Genomic DNA, 20,962 nt, shown 5'->3' on the forward strand with positions numbered 1-20,962 from the left:
TTGCTACCCGAAGCTTCGACATGCGGGCTGGCAAGGCATTGTTTTCTGCTGGTAGGTGTTGCTGCACTTACCAGCTTTTTTCTTCGTTGTGGTACGCGAGAAATCAGATAAATAAAATATTTATCAAGGAGGACGGAGTACGATATTCATGTAATTAATAGATTAGTATACGATTAATTGTCGGCCATTCATTTTAAAGTTGATCCCTGAAAGTGATAAAATCTCCAAAACCTTATTCAGCGGTTTATCCCGCGGTATTTGTCCATTGAACTCATCTCCTTTTCTTTCTGATTGATATATAACTTCTATGTCATACCAGCGTTGCAGCTGGTTCATGACGGTTTGTAGACTGGCATCCCTGAAGTAAAACCAGCCGTTTTTCCAGGCTGTTACCATTTTTAGATTGCTAGCTACCACCTGTATCCCCTCAGGTGAATAATGGGCCTCAAACCCCGGTTTAAGAACCGTTTCATTTACTTTGACTGCACCTGATACCAGTGCTGTCTGAATCTCGCTTTCATCGGCATAGGCCATGATATTAAATTCGGTACCCAGTACCTGTACCTGTTGTCCGCGGCTTTTTACAATAAAGGGATGGACATCCTTGCTGACAGCGAAATAGGCTTCTCCTTCCAGTTCCACCTTTCTGTTTTCCCCTTCAAAGTGGTCGGGGTAGGTCAGTTTGCTGGCAGAATTGAGCCATACCAGGGTGCCGTCTGGAAGGGTGATTTGATATTGTCCTCCTTTTGGCGTGATCAGTTGCATGTATTGCAGCTGTATATTGCTATTGGCTGTAGTTACTTCATGCCCGTCGTTATAGAGGACCTGTTTCCCTTTGAGCACGATACCTTTTTGCTGGCTGTTCAGCGTTATCTGCTGTCCGGAAGCCAGTTGCAGAATGGCATGATTGCCCCCTGCACGGATTGTATCAGCCTTTTCGGACAAAGGCGTTGGCTGATGTTCCGTTCCCCTGCGGGTAAAATAAAGTAGTGAACCACCTGCCAATAATACCACGGCAGCGGCGGCAACCATCCTGGGCCAGTAATTGACTTGCCTGGGCAAGGGTAACCTGGCTTTGATGTGCTGCAGGCTTTCCTGTACTTCAGTATTGTCCATAGCGGCGTCCCCGGAGGCTGCTGCTGTATTATACCAGGATTCCAGCATTGCTTTTTCTTCTTCAGAAATATTGCCTGCCTGATATTTTTCCAGTAGTTCTATTAGATATTGGTTGTCCTTCATTAGTGGTGGTATATGTTAAAGACAAGAAGAGGGTAAAAAGGTCATATAGATTTTAAAAAAAAAATTTTGGCCTCTATGGGCGGGCGGTTTCCCTTTTGCGTAAATGAAATTTCGGATTGGCGTTACGCGTCCGTTACCATTTGTGCATTTTGCGGCAAAATTTCACTTATATGAAGAAAATTACCCTCAGCGTTGCGCTTCTGTTGTGCGCATTTTTTGCATCAGCCCATGCAGTCTGGATTGAAACCGCCCTGAAAGGCACGAAGAACAAAGCACAGGATGTACGGGTCTTTCTGGGAGAATATGCTGCCAACGAAAGGGACTCAGTGAGCAACTGGTTCAGCAATATGAAGGATGTCAGATTGTTTGTCACCACACCAGCCGGCACCCGTGAAGAAATTTCCCTCAAGGCAGACGGAAGGAGCCTGAATGGTCAGTTTACACCTGCTACAGAAGGTACTTATACCCTGACCATCAGCCACACGGTGGAAACAATATATGGAGAAGCCAGGATAGAATATTATGCCAGTGCTACAGTGGTGGTGGGTAAGGAGAGTGCTTCTCACCTGGCAGGAGGTACGTTCCTGTCAGTCGTACCGGGAGTAGAAGAACCGAAAGGTTTTAGCAGTGTGCCGTTGACAGTATATAAAGATAAGGCACCACTGGCAGCAGCAAAGGTGGAAGTCATTTCTCCCGATGGATGGGTGAAGGAATTGAAGAGCGGTGAGAATGGTGTGGCGAACTTTTCACCTGTACAGGCGGGACAGCACCTGGTAGAAGCTTCTTATACAGAGAAGGTGGAGGGTACACATCATGATCAACCTTATAAATCAGTCGTACACATTATAACGCATAGTGTGCAGGTAAAGAAGTAAATAACCGGATGGAAGCGGTCGTCTGTTACGTACCCTGAAACTTCTGAGCGCCGGTCAGGCGTGGAATTATTTTCAGGTTACATGGCACACGACCGCTTCCTGCTTTAATTGGGTAAAGTGGTTGTCGCGAATGCCTGGTCCAGCCACATGATCCTGTTGTGCAGCCATGTCTTCATATACAACACCTCATTATCGTACGAACCCCAGATAGCATAATTCGGGAAGGTGTAATTATATAGTGTATTGTACTTGTTGTTATTTTCGATCACTGACCATTTCAGGTCTGCGGCATTTTTGTTAATGAAAGCCAGTATTGCATCTTCTTTTGATTTAAAATACCGGAATCGCGCTTTGACTTTGGCTTCAAAGGCCGGATCTTCGAAGAGGCGGTTGATCCATACAGCATTCCTGATCCAGAAGCCGGTATAATCCTGGTTATTATTGTAGTAGACATTACCCATAGCAATATCAAAGTCCCAGATAGGTCCCATTTTTAATTTGCCGCCCGGCTTCAGGTTCATATAGCAACTGGAATAGAAGATAGCATCATTGTTTTTCGTGATCTCATTTATCAGGTACCAGTCAACAAAACTGTTTACATCCAGGTATTTATTATAACCTTCTAAGGTGTCGGTGAAGTTTGGACTATATAAAGCGATTTCCGCGGCGCTTACAAAGTTTTTTATATAGTTATACTTTTCATCACCTGCGCTGACGGTGGGATTTTTGATTGTGCAGAGAATCCCCATGGTCTGGAAGAATACATCGTCAGCAGCTAGTTTGCTGATCTGGTCTATTTCGAGTACGTACCCATTGTCACCAACATTTACCCGGTTGCTGCCGGTTTCTATTTTCTCTGTTACCAGGTAGGTGCCTATGTAAACTTCATTCATGAATACTTCAGCAAAGTGTCCGTGCGGTGTCCAGTCCAGGTTGCTCAATTGACCCATATAGAGGGAGATGGCATTGCGCAGCATGGTCTTATCAAAATAATTAGCGATGAGGAGCCAGTCTTTGGCCTTCGGTTCGCCAAGTACGGCTGTTTTACTATCGAATTTTATCCTGTAGGGATTTTTAGGATTTCCCCATGTGGTGCCACCATGGCCTTTTATCTGCATAGTGACTTCGCCCAGGTCGTCGTATTGGCCTGCGCCATCAATGGTGACGGAGCCCTTGACGTAGGTTTCCCTGGAGGTAACTGCTGCGGCAGTTTTTATTTTGACAACAGGGAGCCCGGTAAAGTTCACCAGGTTGACAGTGTAGGCGGTTTTAGCACCGTCTTTACCGGTCACGGTATAGACTGGATGTTTTTTGAAGTTCTGCGGGGTGATGCCGCTGTATTGCAGGCTGTCGTTGACAGTGACAGCGGCACCCGGTGTTTCGAAAGAAGGAATTAATGTGCTGAGATCAGTATAATATGGAATTCTGCCTGTGATGGTGTTGCCACTGATGGTCATATGGATGGTGTCGTTCAGGTAGAGGCGGTTGTAGGACGTATCGAGCCAGAAACGGTTGAAATAGTTAGTGGCGGCAGGTGCATCGTCTGATGATAAGGTTTGAATCAGCACTTCTTTTTTGCAGGAAGCGAAGGCAATGAGGATGCATAATAACAAAGCGTGTCTTCCTGGTAAAGGACGTAGTTTTTCCATGTGGATAGAGGTAAGAGCGTAAATAGTTAGGAAATGGTAATTTGGGATCTCGAGCAGCGAATGTAGCGTAATTATTTGAAAATCTTGTGTTTGAGTTCGCCGGCGTATGAAATTATCAGCAGGCGTAAATGCTGCAGACAGTTGTTGGTAAGTATGTATTTCTCCCGGATTAGGAGGAGGCTAGTTTATTTGTGCCAATATCGCCTGGTAATAGTTTTCTACCGCATTTTCGCCATAGGACAGGTAAAGGTAGGGCTCGATCAGTTCCAGTTCCATGAGTACGAAATGTCCATTGACCATAAGACCGTCTACGCGGGCATACAGGCAATTTTTGGCATATCGTTCTACATAAGTGGCGGCATGTGCAATTTGTCCAGCAGTAGGGTAGAGGGGCTCAATAGAGCCACCGTAAATTTGTTGTACCCTGAAGTCACCTGCTTTCGGTTTTTTCAAAATGGTGTGGCTGTATTGGCGATTGAAAAAAGTAAAAGACCATTCTCCGTTTTGTACTTCATTCATCAATGGTTGTACAATGTAATCGCCATCTGCTAATAGTGTTAGCACCTTTTCGTAGCTGGCTGCGATCTCGTGCTTCCTGACTACGATCGTATTTTTGCTCCCGCCGCTTACACAGGGTTTGATGATGACAGCAGTTGTATGCAGCTCCTCAAATACAGGCAGCAGATCTCCGCGCCAGCCCTGGTCCAGGAATACGGAAGGGATTACATCAAAGCCATCTGCAATAATATCTTTCAGGTAGTGTTTATCCAGGTTCCAGCGAACGGTTGGGTAATCGTTCAGGAGCCGGATGTTGAGCGATGTTATTTTGTCCAGCCATGCCTTGAAGGCATCAATCTTCTGGTGATAATCCCAGGGCGTTTTTAATAGCGCAATATCATACCGTGTCCAGTCAACGGTGGGGTCATCCCAGATAACGGATTCTATATCCAGGCCTTTCTTTTGTAAGAAGGGTAGTGTGTCATTGTATTCATTGAAACCATTGGCAGCGGTGTACCTGATATCTCCTGCATAGGTGATGTAAGCAATCTTCATCGTTGTTCCGGTTAAGGAAGGAGGTCTCAATGTGTCTGATAGCATAAAATCCCGTGTAACCGGTTTTACTTTCAAGGGTAGTGTTGTAGTTTGATGTACACCTGGATGATTTGGCCAACGCGCTTCGCGTGAAGGGCTATATGAGAACAATTCAAACTACAACACTACATTTTTAAGACAACCTTTAATTTATATTATTATTTAAAATCAGCGTCTAAAACAATACGATAACTGGCTTTTCCTGCCCTCAGATGATCCATGGCTTCATTCACCTGGCTCATTGGGAAATGCTCTACTTTCGGCGTTATGTTATGATGCGCAGCGAAGTTAAGCATTTTATCTATTTCGCTCCGGCTTCCTGTCGGCGATCCGGAAATCGATTTCTTCCCCATAATCAATGACATGGCACGCACGGGAATGGGTTCCAGTATGGCACCGACTATATGTAATTTACCACCGGGTTTGAGCAGTGAAATGATGCTGTTCCAGTCCAGCGCTACATTGGCAGTAATAACAATCACGTCAAATTTACCTGCCAGTTTTTTCATTTCTCCGGCATCCGTACTGGAGGCCGCATGTGTAGCACCAAAGGATCTGGCTTCTGCATGTTTTTTACTGCTGGAAGTAAAGGCGGTCACTTCACATCCCCATGCCTTCAGAAATTTCAGGGCCATGTGTCCCAGGCCTCCGATACCGAATACGCCTACTTTGTGGATAGGCAGGATCTCTTTATCCAGCAGTGGAGAGAAGACGGTGATCCCTCCACAGAGCAATGGGCCGGCAGCAGCAGGGTCCACGCCATCGGGAACAGGAATTGCCCAGATCCAATGACTCCGTACCTGTGTGGCAAATGCACCATGATGGTGTACAATCGTTGGCTGTACGGTAGTACATAGTTCCTGTTCACCTTCTATACAATGCTCGCAATGGAGGCAACTGTAAGCATTCCAGCCTACTCCTACACGTTGGCCGATCTTCAGGCCTTTTTTCTGCGCAATTTCACCTAATGCGACCACTTTACCAATTGCCTCATGACCGGGTACGAAAGGGTAGGCCGTAATGCCCCATTCATTGTCCAGCATAGAGAGGTCAGAATGACAGATACCGCAATGTTCCACTTCAATGTCTACTTCCTCGGGGCCCAGTGGGCCGGGATCATATTGAAAAGGTTCCAGTTTCCCTTTTGCAGTCTTAGCTGCATACGCATGAATGGTTGCCATAATTTTGTTTTTATCTGATTATAACAGCGGGCAGTAGCAGAGAGTTCAATAGATGATGCTGGTGTAGATATATTGCCGACAAAATATTAACTTTCGCCTTAATTAAAAGATTCATACCCCCATTGGATGATTGGCTTTTATAAAGCGTTCCAATCTGGCTGCAGGTTTTCGGAGTTGGTGCCACAGGTTTGGAAGGAGCATTTTTTATAGCATAACGGCTCATAGAGAATAGGAAGGGGAAGTTGAAATGTAGTGGGCTGTGTAGTAATTGCAGGATCTTTTCAGGCAGGAAAAACCGGAATGTTGAATAAAAGAATAATAGAATAAATGTACCATATGCGTTCAACCTTAGGAATGCTCCTGGCATTCATGATTGTTTCCTGCACATCCAGGCACCATGTGCTGAACGAGGAAGAGTTTGCTCATGCTTATTTAAAGGTGCTACAGGCCAGACATCCCCATGTTTCTTTTGTGTTAAAACAGGATGGTAGTATCACCTCTGAAAATAAGGACGAGAACTATATCTTTTATTTGGATAATGCATATAAGTCTTACCAGCTGGAACCTGATTCACTGGAGAAGGTATTGAACCGGTTTATAGCACCATCTGATTTATTGTATGGAGAGAAGAAGAAAATGGATCTTTCCACTATTGTTCCCATTATTAAACCGATCGATTATATAGCCGCTTTGAATAAGGGAGATAAACCCATTGAAATGGCAACAAAGTCATATAATGACCAATTGGTGATCGTATATGCAGAAGATTTGCCTGAGGGGTTTAAATACCTGACGAAAAAAGATTTTGATAGTATAGGGATCTCCGCAGATAGTCTGCATGAACTGGCGATTGCCAACTTTTACAAGCAGGTACCGAATATAGAAAGATATACTAAAGATGGACGGCATATGTTAGGAGCGGGGGGCAATTATGAGGCGAGTCTGATCCTGTTGCCAACCTTGTGGATGGATGACTGCCCGGTAGATGGAGATTTTGTGGTGGCGATTCCCACCCGGGACCTGATCTTCATCACCGGCAGCCGGAATAAAGCCGGCCTGGATACGCTAAGGCATTATGCAACAGAGAGTTATGAAACTGGTAGTTATACTGTTTCTGATCATCTCTTCCGTTGGAACGGGTCAAAGTTTGAAAAGTATTGATACCTTGCCGGTCAAATTTGACCCAATGCGTTATCTATTATTTTCCCTATGCTGTATCGTCATTGTATCATGTAGTTCCAACCTCATGTCAAAGGCGGATTTTGCCACTAAATGCCAGCATGCATTGCAATCAGAATGCCCGGGAGTGCAAGTAACGATCATCAACAGGCAAACACTTTTTATAGAGAACAGTGCCAGGAGGAGTAATTTTGGTTTGTCTCCGTTTTACAAGGAGTATGCAGCCAGGCCGGCTGGGATTGATAGTGCCGTACAGCATTGTATAGCTGCCACCGGTTTGCTGGCGGCGGGTTTTGATCCGGCGCAGGTGATGCCGGTTATTAAACCGGCAAAGTACCTTGACAGGCAGCAACCTTTTCCGCTGGTGAATGAGCGGTATAACGATCAGTTGATGATCGTGTACGGAGAAAACGGGAAGGAAGGTTTTAGCTATCTTACAACGGCTGTTTTTGAGCGATTGCAGTTATCAAAAGATAGTTTAAAAGAATTGGCTATAAAGAATTTCTACATGGCAGTATTACCTGGCATTAAAAAGGTGAATAGTCCATCTGGCAAGGGGTATTTATTTACAGCAGCATCGCAGTACCTGGCAAGTATGATATTATTCCCGCCGCTTTGGATCAAAGAGCAGGTGCATGTAAAGGGAGATATACTCGTGTCGGTTCCCTATCCGGATCTGTTGTACGTAACGGGAACGGAAGAAGCGGAAGGTGTTGAATGGGTGAAGAAAGAAGTCAGGTGTGTACACATGGGCGGAGTTGAAAGTATATCAACAGCTTTATTCAGGTGGAATGGCGAAAGGTTTGAAAAATATGAATAGGAAAACAATGCCTGTATACATAAAAAAATGCCCCCTGAAAGTGTCTTACTTTTTGGGGGCATTTCTTTTTACAGGCTTCCTTATTCGGTACGAATCGCTTTGTAAATGTTCCGGGCATTGTTGTACCCAGTATTTGATTTAGTTGTAAGGGGTGGCGACCAGTTGTCCGTCCACATCTGTTTTTATTGTCCTTTCTTCACCAGGCATCAGTGAAAAATAGGAATCACTGATGATGGCAGGCAGGAGCTGGTTGCCTTTGCTATCCAGAAGCTGAAGGCGGATGCCGACAGCGGGAGCCAGTGTTGAGTTGTTTTTAATCGTATAAGTGTGTTTGTCTTTCTTTGTAATAAGAAGATCCTGCTTTGTAGGCGGGAGTTTATTCAATAATGTATAGTCACCTACCAGGTATTCATTTTCTGACCATCGTACCTTTCCTTTGGAGACTTTCAAACGCAGGAAAGATAACCCGGTTGAGTCTTCCATTGTAGTGAATGCGTCACAGAGATCACTAGCGTTTACATTTATTACGGCATTTTTAGTGGAGATAAGTTGGCCTTTCCCGTTGTAGATACTGGCCTCTACGATCATGTCTTTCATGGGAAAGGGATAGTTATTAATCACCTTAACCATTTTACTGGCAGGATTCCATTGTACATGCAGGGGCTCGCAGGCTGATTTAGCGCCAAAATAGGCGCCTGTCAGGTCGTAGTAGTAATCATAGGTTTGCCAGATCATGGTGGGATAGGCAGATTGGCTCATCCAGATGAGCATACCGGAAGCATCGTTCCACATATGGTCGTTCCAGCCTTCGAACATCGCTTTCATGGTTGCCAGATTCAGTAGCTGGGCTTTCTTACAGAAGTCTTCCAGGGTCGCGGAGGGCCCATACTGGCTGTTGATATCATTGATATACTTTACGGGATCTGCGCCGCCCCCCAATCCAAAGTCGGTAGAGAAGTAATGCCTGGCCCACATGTTATCTTTACTGTTCACGGCGGCAGGCGTAGGTGCTACCCAGTATTCTTCCGGCATGAATTTCTTAAAACTTTCCGCGTTCACGAAGGTGGCGGTGCCCAATTCACTGCGCATGCCCCAGCTATTATTGGAGAAAAGGTAACCATTATGTGGATCTGTAAAGTAGACTTTTGGATCTACATTTGCCCAGATACCACTGCCGGAAAGGGTTTTACTGTTGCCATGTATGGAGAAGTTAGGATTGTCTACACTGGCATTGGAGCGGGGCAGGTACAGTTTATCATCTGCATCGTATTGTTTGATAGCAGCTGTGATGGCATTGCTGATTTCGCCGTGTGCATTACCACCAGGAGTTCCTTCATTGGCGCCACACCAGATGACGATACAAGGGTGGTTGCGAAGCTTCCTGAGTTTTTCAGCAACATTATCCGAAAACATCTGTAGACTATCAATTCCCCCGATATTATTTAACCAGAAATCATCCCACACCATAATACCGTATTTATCACAATATTCATAAAAGGCTTCGTCCGTGACCTCGCCAGTCCAGTTACGGATCATGTTAAAGTGCATGTCAGCATGCATACGGATGCGTTGTTCATAATCCTTATCTCTTACTTTCAGCATATAGTCAGACATTCCCCAGTTGCCACCTTTTACGAAGATGGGAACATCGTTAATATACAAGCGCATAGGTCCGTTTAAGGCAGTAGTATCGCTGGTAACTTTCCTGATGCCGAATTTTTGTGTAACTGGTGTTGCGGTTTCAAAGGTAAGTTTGCAGGAATACAGGAACTGATCGCCGTAGCCGTTGGGCCACCATAGGTGTGGGTGTTGCAGTAGTTGTTGTGGTAAGGTAATTTCCTGATTGCTGCCAGGAAGTAAGGTGAGCTGTTTAGAACTGATGGAAATATTACCGGGTGTGATCAGTGCTTTCAGTGTACCGCTGATGGCTACAGGGGAGGAGTTCGTTAGCTGGGCCGCAATGAGTACAGCAGCCCTGGAAGTATCAGGCATCACTGCACGTATCCAGGGATCCGAGATGGTGACCGGGCCACTTATGGTGAGGGCAACAGTATCAGTTATCCCGCTATTCAGTCCGGGTACAGCCGGCATCCAGTCCCAGCTACCGCTGCAAATATAGGTGGGACTTTCCCAGTTGGCCAAAGGATGATCATGGTCAGGGTCCCACCGGGGAGGACTGACCAACACCGCGATCGCATTTTTAGTCTTTAATTGATCGGTGATATCGAAAATACCTCTCTGCATATGACCATGCGTAGTGCCTACCAGTTTGCCGTTGAGATAGATGGCACCGTATTTATTTATACCATTGAATTTCAGCCATACCCGCTGTTTATTTTTAAGGTGGGGGGTGACAAATTCAGTCCTATACCAGAACGGACGATTGTATTTTGATTTGTCCACCTTGTAAATATTATCTCCATAATCGGGATCCGATTCTTTTCCGGCTTTCACATAAGCGTAGAATACAGTGCCGGGAACAACGCCGGGTACCCAGTCGTTGTCATTGAATCCCGCAGTGGCGATAGCTGCGGCCTGTGCTTTCGTTGCCGCCTGTGGGGCGATTTTCCAGTGAAGTTGCTGACCATAGAGTAGTGTACCAGTAACATGGAATAATAGCAACAATGCAATTGATTTCATAAGTGGTGAAATGTTTCCGCAAAGATGAAGGTTTAGCTATGATAATAACAAATATTTGCTAAACCGGTTTAGGTTGTTTTTTTAAACATATAATAAATAATTAAATACGTATGGTAATTAAAATAATATGTTAATGTTATTGCACGGGAATTTCTTTTATTCTTTATTTGCTAAATCAGTTTAGCGAATTTCACGTTTATGAAAAGTACTTTATTCCTGCTCCTGGCGTGGGTTATATGGGGATCTGCTTCGGCGCAGGAGGCCTGGTATATAGATGGCTACCATGGTGGTGTGTGGGGGCATTACCCGGACTGGAATACCCGTTTTATGGCCGATCAGCTGGCACAGCACCCAGATTGGAATATTAATATAGAGATTGAACCAGAAACCTGGGCGAGGGCTATGCAGGTAGATGCGACCGCGTTTTATGACTTTAGAAAACTCTTTGATGCCGGCCGGATTGAATATGTGAATCCATCTTACGGGCAGGCCTATTTATATAATGTTTCCGGCGAAAGCATCATCCGCCAGTTTCAATATGGTATGCAGGCGTTGAAAACATATTTTCCCAATGCTGAATTTACGACTTATTCATCCGAGGAACCTTGTTTTACAAGTGCTTTACCACAAATTCTTACTTCCTTAGGTTTCAAATATGCATCTTTAAAGAATCCCAATACCTGTTTCGGAGGGTATACCCGTGCACATGCGGGTGAAAAAGTATACTGGACGGGGCCGGATGGCAGTAAGATACTAACGTCTCCGCGTTACCTGGGGGAATCACTTTCTGATCAGTCTACATGGCAAACGATCGCCTGGAATAATAGTCCCGGGTATTTACAGCGTGCTCAAAAGGATGGCATCCGGCATCCCATTGGTATGACATTGCAGGATGCCGGCTGGAAGGGGGGACCTTTTCTGGGAGAGAACGCGCACTACACCACCTGGCGGCATTATTTTGAGCAGGTGGTGAATAAAGACAGTGCTACGCAATGGCGCGTTTCCCAGGAAGATATCCTGGTCAACCTGGTATGGGGATCGCAGGTGACACAACGAATTGCACAGCAGGTGCGTGCCGCAGAGAATAAGTTGCTGCAGACAGAGAAACTGTTGGCCATGGCTGTGTGGGAAGGGAAACTCCAATGGCCACAGGCGGCCTTTGATGCTGCCTGGCGTAGCTTATTATTAGCAGAGCATCATGACTGCTGGATCGTACCTTACAACGGAGCTGCTGGTGATACCTGGGCTGATAAAGTGCGCCAATGGACCAGGCAGACACACCATATATGTGATAGCCTGCTGAATGTATCCCATGTAAAGCAGGATTATTGCCGCATCACTGTTGTGAAAAACGGATATCAGCTCGAGAATGACCGCTACCTGCTTACCATCGATACTTTGCATGGAGGAGTGATGACCGGTTTGGTTGCCAAAAAACTCAATAACAAATCTTTCGCTGTAAATGGTTTCAATGAATTACGGGGTAACTTTTATGAAAAAGGAGGCCGCCGTACTTCTATGGAATCGCCGGTGTGTGTAACCCGTTTATCCAATGGGCTTGAAATGAGAGGACTGATTGCTGGTGTTCCTTTTACACAGCGGATCACGTTGACAACGTTGATAGATTTCGTGTTGAAGATCGACTGGAAAGAAAACACGGGTATAGGGCAACCCTTGCAGGGTGACTATAAATGGGAGCGGAGAGATAAGCCTTTTTACAATGACAGCAGCAAGCTCCTGGCGGTTTTCCCCACGACGCTTACACACGTGCGTATAGCAAAGGATGCTCCTTTTGATGTGACGGAGAGCCGGCTGAACAACACTTTTTTTAGTAGCTGGGATAGCATTAAGAATAATGTGATCCTGAACTGGGTCGATCTGACGGATGGTAAATATGGCATGGCATTGTTCACAGACCATACTACCAGCTATACCCATGGCCCTAACTTCCCGCTGGGACTGAACCTCCAATATTCCGGTATGGGTCTCTGGGGAAGGAATTATACCATAGATGGTCCTTCTGAAGTGCATTACGCTATCCTGCCCCACAAGGGGAATTGGGAACAGGGTGACATTCCCGCACAGAATATGCAATGGAATGAGCCGTTGATCGATCATAATTCCATTTTTACATTGAATCGCACGCCAGTACAGGTAACATCTATGACCTGGAATGATGGTCGTCTGATCATCAGGTTATACAATCCATCTACTCAACCATCCCGTGTCAGCCTTGCCTTCACAAAGCCAATTGCCGGCGCGGAACTCATAGCCCTCAATGGGAAAACGAAAGCGATGATCAACAGTAAGCAGGTAGTCGTAGATTTACCGCGTTTTGCGATTCGTACACTTTCAATAAATCCACAATGATGAAACTCAGGCAGGTACTCCTACTTACTTTAATTGCCGGCAGGACAATGGCTCAAACGCCTGCTGACTATGTCAATCCATTTATCGGGGCCAGCACAAGTGTAGGTGCTGCAGGTATTTATCACGGGCTTGGGAAGACCTTTCCGGGTGCTACTACGCCCTATGGCATGGTGCAGGTAAGTCCGAATACCATTACCGGTGGCGACAATGGTTCGGGGTATAGCTATGAACATACCAGCATAGAGGGATTTGCTTTTACACAGATGAGTGGCATTGGTTGGAACGGAGACCTTGGTAATTTCCTCGTAATGCCCACTTTAGGGCCTTTAAAGACCAGCAAAGATGGTTACCGGGCAGATTATATCAAATCAAGCGAAAAGGCTGCTGCGGGGTTCTATGCCGTAGAACTGAATAATCATATTCACGCAGAGATGACTGCTACCCCGCATAGTGGCATGCTCCGTTTTACATTTCCGGCTAATAAACAATCCCGTATTCAGATCGACCTGGCCCGCAGAGTGGGGGGTACTTCTACCAGACAGTATATTAAAGTACTGAATGACAGCACCATCACCGGCTGGATGCGATGCACGCCAGATGGCGGAGGCTGGGGGGATGGCGAAGGCCATGCCGATTATACCGTGTATTTCTACGCTGTATTCAGTAAGCCACTTCGTAACTATGGCGTATGGAGTGCGGATATTCCTGACAACTGGACCCGCAAACTGGAAGACGTAACCAGTGAGCGGTATTTAAAACAGATTGCGCAGGCGCAGGTACTCCCAAAGATCCGGGAGAAAGAAGGTAAACATCTCGGTTTCTACACTGAATTTGATACCCAGGCAGGGGTGCAGGTACTGCTGAAAGCAGGTATTTCCTTCGTGAGCATGGCGGGCGCGGAGAACAATCTGAAGCATGAAATCACCAGCTGGAATTTTGAGGGGGTAAAGGAGCGCGCGCACGCCAGCTGGGATAAAGCGCTCTCTAAAATAAAAGTATCCGGTGGTACTACCGAAGAAAGGAAAGTCTTCTATACGGCCTTGTATCATACCATGATCGATCCCCGCATTGTAGAAGATGTAGATGGTAAATATACAGGTGGCGATGGCAAGGTACATATCAGTAGTGCTTTTCACAAGCGTTCTATCTTCAGCGGATGGGATGTATTCCGTAGCCAGATGCCACTGCAGACGATTATCAATCCTTCACTCATCAATGACCTGATCAATTCGCTGGTCACCCTGGCAAAAGAAAAGAACAAGGATTACCTGGAGCGATGGGAACTGCTGAATGCTTATTCCGGCTGTATGTTGGGTAATCCTGCTATATCAGTGATCACGGATGCCTACGCAAAAGGGATCCGGAAATATAATGTCAAAGATGCCTACCAGTTGTCCGTCAATTCTCAGCTACGTTTTGGTAATGGCGAACTGGGTTTTACGCCCGGTGATCTGAGTATTTCCTATACATTGGAATATGCCTATACTGACTGGTGTGTAGGTCAGCTGGCTGGCTGGCTCCATGCATCTTACCCCGCGAATGGTGCTGCATACAGGAACATTTTCGATACAGAAAAGGGCTGGTTCAGGCCTAAGAACAAAGATGGCCAGTGGCAGCCGTGGCCACAGGAAGGCAGGTTGAAACAATGGTATGGCTGTATTGAAGCGAATCCTTATCAGCAGGGATGGTTTGTACCACAGGATGTAAATGGTATGGTAGCACTCATGGGCGGAAGAGACAAAGTAGTGAAAGACCTGGAAGACTTCTTTGACAAAACACCTACCAACATGATGTGGAATGACTATTACAATCATGCCAATGAACCGGTCCACCACGTACCTTTTCTCTTCAACAGACTCAATAAGCCATGGCTTACACAGAAATGGACCCGTGCTATCTGCCAGCGTGCCTATCATGATGGCGTAGAAGGATTGGTCGGCAATGAAGATGTGGGGCAGATGTCTGCCTGGTACGTACTGGCTGCCATCGGGATTCACCCGGTATGTCCTGGAGATACCCGTCAGGAGATCACCAGTCCTGTATTTGACAAGGCTGTTATCGGCAATTTCACGATCAAAGCCACTAACAATTCACCAGATAATATTTACATACAGCGCGCGCTGCTGAACGGGAAGCCTTTACTCCAATGTCATATCGACTATAAGGACATCGTAAAAGGCGGCGTACTGGAACTTGTAATGGGCCCATCGCCCAATGAGCAATGGGGTATCACTCAATAACTAAATTTCACATGCGAAAGAAATTACTGATCCTGTTCATGGCTGCCGGCGCAATGACGGCAAAAGCACAACAGAAAGCTGCACCCTTCCGGAAGGGAGACCGTGTGGTATTCGTTGGCAATAGTATTACAGATGGCGGACATTATCATTCCTATATCTGGTTATATTACATGACGCATTTCCCCGAACGACGTATTACCTGTGTGAATGCCGGGATTGGCGGCGATGTGGCAAAGCAGATCTACGAGCGCTTTGATGACGATGTACTGGCAAAGCATCCGACGGTACTCACCTTGACGTGGGGAATGAACGATTCGGGATATTTTGAGTGGTATCGCGCAGATGGGAAAGATACCATGCAGAAGAGAATCGCCAGTTCTTACGAGTATTATGGCAAGATCGAAGAAAAACTGAAACAACAGCCGGCCATTAAAAAGATCTTCATCGGGGGTTCTCCCTACGATTATACGGCTAAGTTCAACGATAAGAATAAATTCCCGAATAAAACCGAAGCCCTTACCGCAATAGTCGCTTTCCAGGAACAGGCGGCCCGGAGAAATGGCTGGCCATTCATCGATTTTTATCATCCGATGATGGCGATCAATCAACGTGAGCAACAAAAAGATTCCACTTTCAGCCTGACGCCCAGTGATCGTATCCACCCTGACAATGATGGGCATATGGTGATGGCTTACCTGTTCCTGAAGGCCCAGGGACTGGAGAACGAACCTGTAGCTGTCATTCATGTGGATGCTCCTTCCAAACAGGTAAAGACGGCCACTAACTGCCAGATTACCGATGTAGCCACTACCGCTGGCGGTGTAAGCTTTGGTTACCTGGCACAATCACTGCCCTATCCGTTAGATACAATCCCACGTGGTTGGGGCCAGCTCCACAAACAATCTGATGCGTTGAAAGTGGTGCCTTTTAATAAAGCATTCAATCAGGAAATCCTCCAGGTAAGTGGTTTGAAAGCAGGTAAATACAATTTGCTCATGGATGGCGAGAACGTGGGTACTTACGATGCCAGTGAACTGAGCGCCGGCATTAACCTTGCCGAGAATACCCGTACACCGGAGTACCAGCAGGCCATCCAGATCCGGGAAATGAACGAGGAACGCTGGGATATAGAAAGAAGAACCAGGATGTATGCGTGGATGAACTACGATTTTCTGAAAGAAAAAGGTCTGCTATTCAAAGATAGCAATGCGGCCATGGATTCTGTGAATGTCTTTGCTGCCAACAACATCTTTGTAGCTGGTAACAGGGACAATTACACCCGTTCCCGCTATAAGGCATTGCGCGATGTGTGGCAACAGGAACAGGATGTGCTGATCAATAAAATTTATGAAATCAATAGACCTCAGTTGCACAAAGTAGCCATTGTTGCAGCCCGATAACCTGATTTATGAGACATATCTTATCGTTACTTTTTATACTGAGTACTACTCGCCTGTCAGCTGCCAGTGTAGATACCGTGAATACCTATAGTGCATCGATGCACAAAGACATCAGGGCGGTGGTGATCACGCCATCCGATTACAACACCAGCCGGCATTACCCGGTATTGTATTTACTGCATGGATATAGTGGCAATTACAGGGACTGGATCACCAAAGATCCCGGATTTGCCACGCTGACAGATCTGTATCATATGATTATAGTATGTCCTGATGGAGACTTTGGGAGCTGGTATATAGATAGTGAGGTGAAGAAAGGATCTAAATATGAAACGTATATTGGAACAGAGCTGATCAACTGGATCGATCAGCATTACTCGACCATTCCCAACCGTACCGGCAGGGCTATTACCGGGCTCAGTATGGGAGGGCATGGCGCGCTGTTCCTCGCCTTCCGCCATCCCGGTACTTTTGGTGCTGCAGGTAGCATGAGTGGGGGAGTAGACCTCCGGCCCTTTCCGATGAACTGGGACCTGGAGAAGTTGCTCGGTAAGTACAGCGAAAACCCGGAGCGATGGGAGAAAAACTGTGTTATCAATATGGTTCATCTCCTCACTCCGAACCTATTGGACCTCACCATCGATTGCGGGTCGGAAGACTTCTTTCATAACTGTAATGACAGGCTCCACGAGAAACTGCTGGAAAGAAATATCCCACATGATTATACTGTAAGACCAGGTGGTCATACGTGGGAATACTGGTCGAATTCCATCCAGTACCAGGTATTGTTCTTCCATAACTATTTCGAGCGGGAAAAATAATTCATTTTAATTTGCTAAACCGGTTTAACAATCGTATTTTAGTGTCATAACAGACAATCAACCAGAACAGGACTAAGAAAAGAGGGGAGACAAAGGATTTCACGTTTTTTATAGCTAAATCGGTTTAACCATTTGAAGTGGGGAACCTTATAAAACTATACCACGTTATCACTGCAAATATTCTGATACAAATAAATCACGCCCATTTATGATAAAACGCTGTATTCCCGTTTTTATACTAATGGCAACAGCTCTCATCTATTCTTCCTGCCGGAAGGAGGGATTTCTGACTGCAACCACTACCACGAACCTGGATGAGAAGAGTGTATTTGGCGACAGTTCCAGAACAGTGGGATTCCTTGCCAACATCTATTCCAATGTAGGCATGAGTGCCAGCCTTAGCCGCTTTTCCTACAACTTCATTGTATGTGGCGGTTTGGAAGCGGCCTGCGATGAGGCCGAGCCGTCACATGCCTTTTCCACACCTGCTACCCAGTTTGCCACGGGGACTGTAAATGCTGGTATTATTGGTGAAGAGCCTTATAAAACCTGCTATTCCCAGATCCGGGCTGTCAATGTATTGTTGAAGAATATTGGCAATGCTCCCCTGCGACAGGCTTATAAAACACAGATGATCGCGGAAGCCCGTTTTCTGCGTGCCTGGTATTATGCCATGCTTGTACAGCATTATGCAGGTGTCCCACTGGTGGGCGATACTTTACTAACCTATGATAAGCCTATTCAGGCCAAACGAAGCACTTACGAGGAATGCGTGAATTACATTCTTGCTGAATTAGATGCTGCCGGGGCTATTTTGCCTGTTACACAGTCCGGTCTTAACTATGGCCGGGCTTCCAAAGGTGCCTGTATGGCGCTTAAAGCCAGGGTGTTGCTGTATGCTGCCAGTCCCTTATTCAATGGCACCACTTTGCCGGCTGATGCGGGGGCCGGTGGTGGTATCACTGTAGATCCTGCGCTTGTCGGGTATCCTGCTGCTGACATCAACCGCTGGAAGCTGGCAGAGGAAGCGGCTCAGGCAGTGATCACACTTGGTACTTATACCCTGAACAAAAAGAACAATTACCAGACTACTTCCCCCGGATATGGCTTCCAGGGGCTGTTTCCACAACGCGTGAATACGGAATATATTTTCCAGCTGATGCGTCCTACCGGCAACAGTGACTTTGAGAATCTGTTCCTGCCTCCCTCCAGGGGAAGTAATGGTCAGGGCTCTTTCCCTTACCAGGGACTGGTAGATGCCTTCCCGATGAAGAATGGTAAACCTATTACCGACCCGGCTTCCGGCTATGATCCAAATGATCCTTATAAGAACCGTGATCCCCGGCTGGATTATAGTATTATTCACGATCAGACAGTATTGCTGGTACGTACCAGTAATGGTCAGACAAATGGCAGTGCACCGGTGAATATTTACATAGGTAATTATAATGGCGTATCTACTGGTCAGGATGCCGTTCACCAGGGAACGCTCACCGGTTATTACAATAATAAAATGCTGGATCCTGAAGCAATTGCTGCTACTATCAACCACGGCTCTGACAGGGTACAGCCGCTGATGCGGTATGCGGAAGTCCTGCTCAATTATGCGGAGGCTGCCAACGAATTTGAAGGACCTACCGGCAATGTATATGCTGCAGTAGAAGCGATTCGTGAACGCGCGGGACTGGATCCTTACCAGTTGCCTGCAGGCCTTTCCCAGTCAGAAATGAGGACCTATATTCAAAACGAACGACGTATTGAATTAGCTTACGAAGGCCATCGTTTCTGGGATGTGCGAAGATGGAAGATCGCTCCGCAAACGGAGAGTATACAGTCAAAAGGCATGGAAGTCAACCGCTTTAATAGCACCGTAGGCTACAGCACCTTTAACGTGACCAAACACAATTTCCGCCCGGCTATGTACCTGTGGCCATTCCCTCTGTCTGAAACAGGTAAATCTTCAGAACTGGTGCAGAATCCGGGTTACTAATCTCTAATCATTCCATGTATGAATCGTTATTTCATTCTATCCGTATTTTGGCTAATGCTTTTTTCCTGCAAAATAGAGGAGGTATCTCCTGTAGGCGAGGCACCTAAAAATATCTCCGGTAGCTGGAAAATCTTAAAGGCTACCAGAAACGGAACTGATATCACCCAGGCATTTGACTTCTCACTATTCCGCGTGAAGTTCGATTCTGCCGGTAACTATACCATTACAAACAGGGTGCCTTTCCTGGTGAATGCAAATGGAACATATGCATTGGATGATCCGGCATATCCTTTCAAAATCACTTTCACACCGCAGGGCGGAACGGCTATTGCGACCTCCTTTAATTACATCACTACAGCAGGTATCCGGCAGTTGAATCTCACCTTCGTACCTGGCTGTGAACTGAATGCATATATCTATACACTGGAAAAAGATAACTGATAATTTTATGCTTCCACATTTAAATATCAAAGGGCGTAAGATCTGGATGCTGTCTGCATTACTCCTTATTGGCATCGTCTTCAGCTTCTGTCATATAAAGATCTCTAAAGTTACCATCCCTGCGTCCGCCAAGGTAGGTGATGTTGTTCCTATTCAACTGGATATTGATGAATCCTGCAACTCCGGGGGAAGCGACCGTCTCATTCTCGGTGTACTGATGCCTAAAGGCTGGAAAGGTACACAGAATATGACCGCTACCTACAAGAGCAGCAAGGGAGATGGTGCCTTCACGATGGTGCCACTCACCACCCTTGCTGCTCACGGAGATGGCAAGAACTGGCCTGATTACATGAGAGCTACGTTCGGTATTGCCGGTAATCTCATCGACGATATGGAATGGGTGGTGATGCAAAGTGATAATCCATTTACCTATGCCAATGGCGACAAGATCACGGGCTCTATTTTCATCAACCTCAAGGTGGGTGCTGATGATAATCCTACTGTGGTGAAACTGGCTTATGTTGTGGCCAATACGTCCAACGGTTTTACCTCCGATACCTATTTCGACGAAGGGTATGGCCCTACTGCCGAATATTATAACCAGTACATCGGCGATTGCTTTACCGTAACTGGTGGTAGTGGCGACCTGGTAGACTTCTGTAACCCACAGCTTACCACCATCTCTCCGCCTAAATCGCTCGACAATGACCTGGTCACTATCTCATTCGACGCAAATGTAACTGAGACGGTCCTTTCCGGTAGTGATGAAGTATACCTCTGCGCGACAGGTACTACCAACGACGGGCAAACTATCAAAATCTGTGAACAGACGACCAGGACCCTGATGAAACCTGTAGGGGGTGGCCGCTATGAAATCACGCTCTGGCCACGGGCATTCTTCGGCGTGAGCGATAGTCAGACTGTTACCAACATGACTTATTTCATCACCGATAAGACCGGCACCAAACAGGTGGGATATGGTAACACCACTGCTCCTTTCACTTACAAATTTAAATGTGGATGAT

Annotated in this window: 15 protein-coding genes; 10 read left to right on the forward strand and 5 right to left on the reverse strand. The window is 46.2% G+C overall.

The features are described from left to right. Positions 1–162: 162 nt before the first annotated feature. On the reverse strand, positions 163–1,239 hold the full coding sequence (locus tag ABDW33_RS14400) for a FecR domain-containing protein (RefSeq protein WP_343690768.1): 1,077 nt from the start codon (positions 1,237–1,239) through the stop codon (positions 163–165). A gap of 170 nt (positions 1,240–1,409) precedes the next feature. Between ABDW33_RS14400 and ABDW33_RS14405 the strand changes: the two genes are divergently transcribed. Next, complete coding sequence (locus ABDW33_RS14405; protein WP_343690769.1) at positions 1,410–2,114, forward strand: DUF4198 domain-containing protein; 705 nt, start codon at positions 1,410–1,412, stop codon at positions 2,112–2,114. Positions 2,115–2,218: 104 nt separating this feature from the next. On the opposite strand, the gene ABDW33_RS14410 is transcribed toward ABDW33_RS14405, so the two are convergent. The 3 genes from ABDW33_RS14410 to ABDW33_RS14420 all read right to left on the reverse strand — a co-directional run bounded on the left by ABDW33_RS14410 (position 2,219) and on the right by ABDW33_RS14420 (position 6,036). After that, positions 2,219–3,763 carry a CotH kinase family protein gene (locus tag ABDW33_RS14410; RefSeq protein WP_343690770.1) on the reverse strand — a complete coding sequence of 515 codons (1,545 nt, stop codon included), beginning with the start codon at positions 3,761–3,763 and terminating at the stop codon, positions 2,219–2,221. A 180-nt stretch (positions 3,764–3,943) separates the two neighbouring features. Beyond that, on the reverse strand, positions 3,944–4,816 hold the full coding sequence (locus ABDW33_RS14415; RefSeq protein ID WP_343690771.1) for a hypothetical protein: 873 nt from the start codon (positions 4,814–4,816) through the stop codon (positions 3,944–3,946). Between the two features lie 197 nt (positions 4,817–5,013). Then, positions 5,014–6,036: an NAD(P)-dependent alcohol dehydrogenase gene (locus tag ABDW33_RS14420; protein ID WP_343690772.1), complete on the reverse strand. Its 1,023-nt coding sequence runs from the start codon at positions 6,034–6,036 to the stop codon at positions 5,014–5,016. A gap of 336 nt (positions 6,037–6,372) precedes the next feature. Between ABDW33_RS14420 and ABDW33_RS14425 the strand changes: the two genes are divergently transcribed. Continuing rightward, the gene (locus ABDW33_RS14425; protein WP_343690773.1) at positions 6,373–7,197 is read left to right on the forward strand and encodes a DUF1444 family protein; all 825 of its coding nucleotides are present in this window, start codon (positions 6,373–6,375) and stop codon (positions 7,195–7,197) included. A 25-nt stretch (positions 7,198–7,222) separates the two neighbouring features. Continuing rightward, positions 7,223–8,035, forward strand: a complete 813-nt coding sequence (locus ABDW33_RS14430; protein ID WP_343690774.1) for a DUF1444 family protein — start codon at positions 7,223–7,225, stop codon at positions 8,033–8,035. 138 nt (positions 8,036–8,173) lie between these two features. Here the strand turns inward: ABDW33_RS14430 and ABDW33_RS14435 are convergent, their stop codons facing one another. Continuing rightward, on the reverse strand, positions 8,174–10,675 hold the full coding sequence (locus tag ABDW33_RS14435; RefSeq protein ID WP_343690775.1) for a sugar-binding domain-containing protein: 2,502 nt from the start codon (positions 10,673–10,675) through the stop codon (positions 8,174–8,176). Positions 10,676–10,873: 198 nt separating this feature from the next. On the opposite strand from ABDW33_RS14435, the gene ABDW33_RS14440 reads away from it, so the two are divergent. The 7 genes from ABDW33_RS14440 (at position 10,874) to ABDW33_RS14470 (ending at position 20,961) form a co-directional block, all read left to right on the forward strand. Beyond that, positions 10,874–13,045 carry a glycoside hydrolase family 38 C-terminal domain-containing protein gene (locus ABDW33_RS14440; RefSeq protein WP_343690776.1) on the forward strand — a complete coding sequence of 724 codons (2,172 nt, stop codon included), beginning with the start codon at positions 10,874–10,876 and terminating at the stop codon, positions 13,043–13,045. Continuing rightward, positions 13,042–15,285 (forward strand): GH92 family glycosyl hydrolase, encoded by a 2,244-nt coding sequence (locus ABDW33_RS14445; RefSeq protein ID WP_343690777.1) that lies wholly within the window; start codon positions 13,042–13,044, stop codon positions 15,283–15,285. Before ABDW33_RS14440 ends, ABDW33_RS14445 begins: the two co-directional genes overlap by 4 nt. An 11-nt stretch (positions 15,286–15,296) precedes the next feature. Further along, positions 15,297–16,685 carry an SGNH/GDSL hydrolase family protein gene (locus tag ABDW33_RS14450; RefSeq protein ID WP_343690778.1) on the forward strand — a complete coding sequence of 463 codons (1,389 nt, stop codon included), beginning with the start codon at positions 15,297–15,299 and terminating at the stop codon, positions 16,683–16,685. An 8-nt stretch (positions 16,686–16,693) separates the two neighbouring features. After that, complete coding sequence (locus ABDW33_RS14455) at positions 16,694–17,506, forward strand: alpha/beta hydrolase-fold protein (RefSeq protein ID WP_343690779.1); 813 nt, start codon at positions 16,694–16,696, stop codon at positions 17,504–17,506. 208 nt (positions 17,507–17,714) lie between these two features. Next, positions 17,715–19,496, forward strand: coding sequence for a RagB/SusD family nutrient uptake outer membrane protein (locus ABDW33_RS14460; RefSeq protein WP_343690780.1), 1,782 nt, complete (start codon positions 17,715–17,717; stop codon positions 19,494–19,496). An 18-nt stretch (positions 19,497–19,514) separates the two neighbouring features. Continuing rightward, complete coding sequence (locus ABDW33_RS14465; protein WP_343690781.1) at positions 19,515–19,937, forward strand: DUF5004 domain-containing protein; 423 nt, start codon at positions 19,515–19,517, stop codon at positions 19,935–19,937. Between the two features lie 7 nt (positions 19,938–19,944). Continuing rightward, on the forward strand, positions 19,945–20,961 hold the full coding sequence (locus ABDW33_RS14470; RefSeq protein ID WP_343690782.1) for a DUF4961 domain-containing protein: 1,017 nt from the start codon (positions 19,945–19,947) through the stop codon (positions 20,959–20,961). Position 20,962: the final 1 nt, after the last annotated feature.

It is taken from the genome of Chitinophaga sp., assembly GCF_039596155.1.
Taxonomy (GTDB): domain Bacteria; phylum Bacteroidota; class Bacteroidia; order Chitinophagales; family Chitinophagaceae; genus Chitinophaga.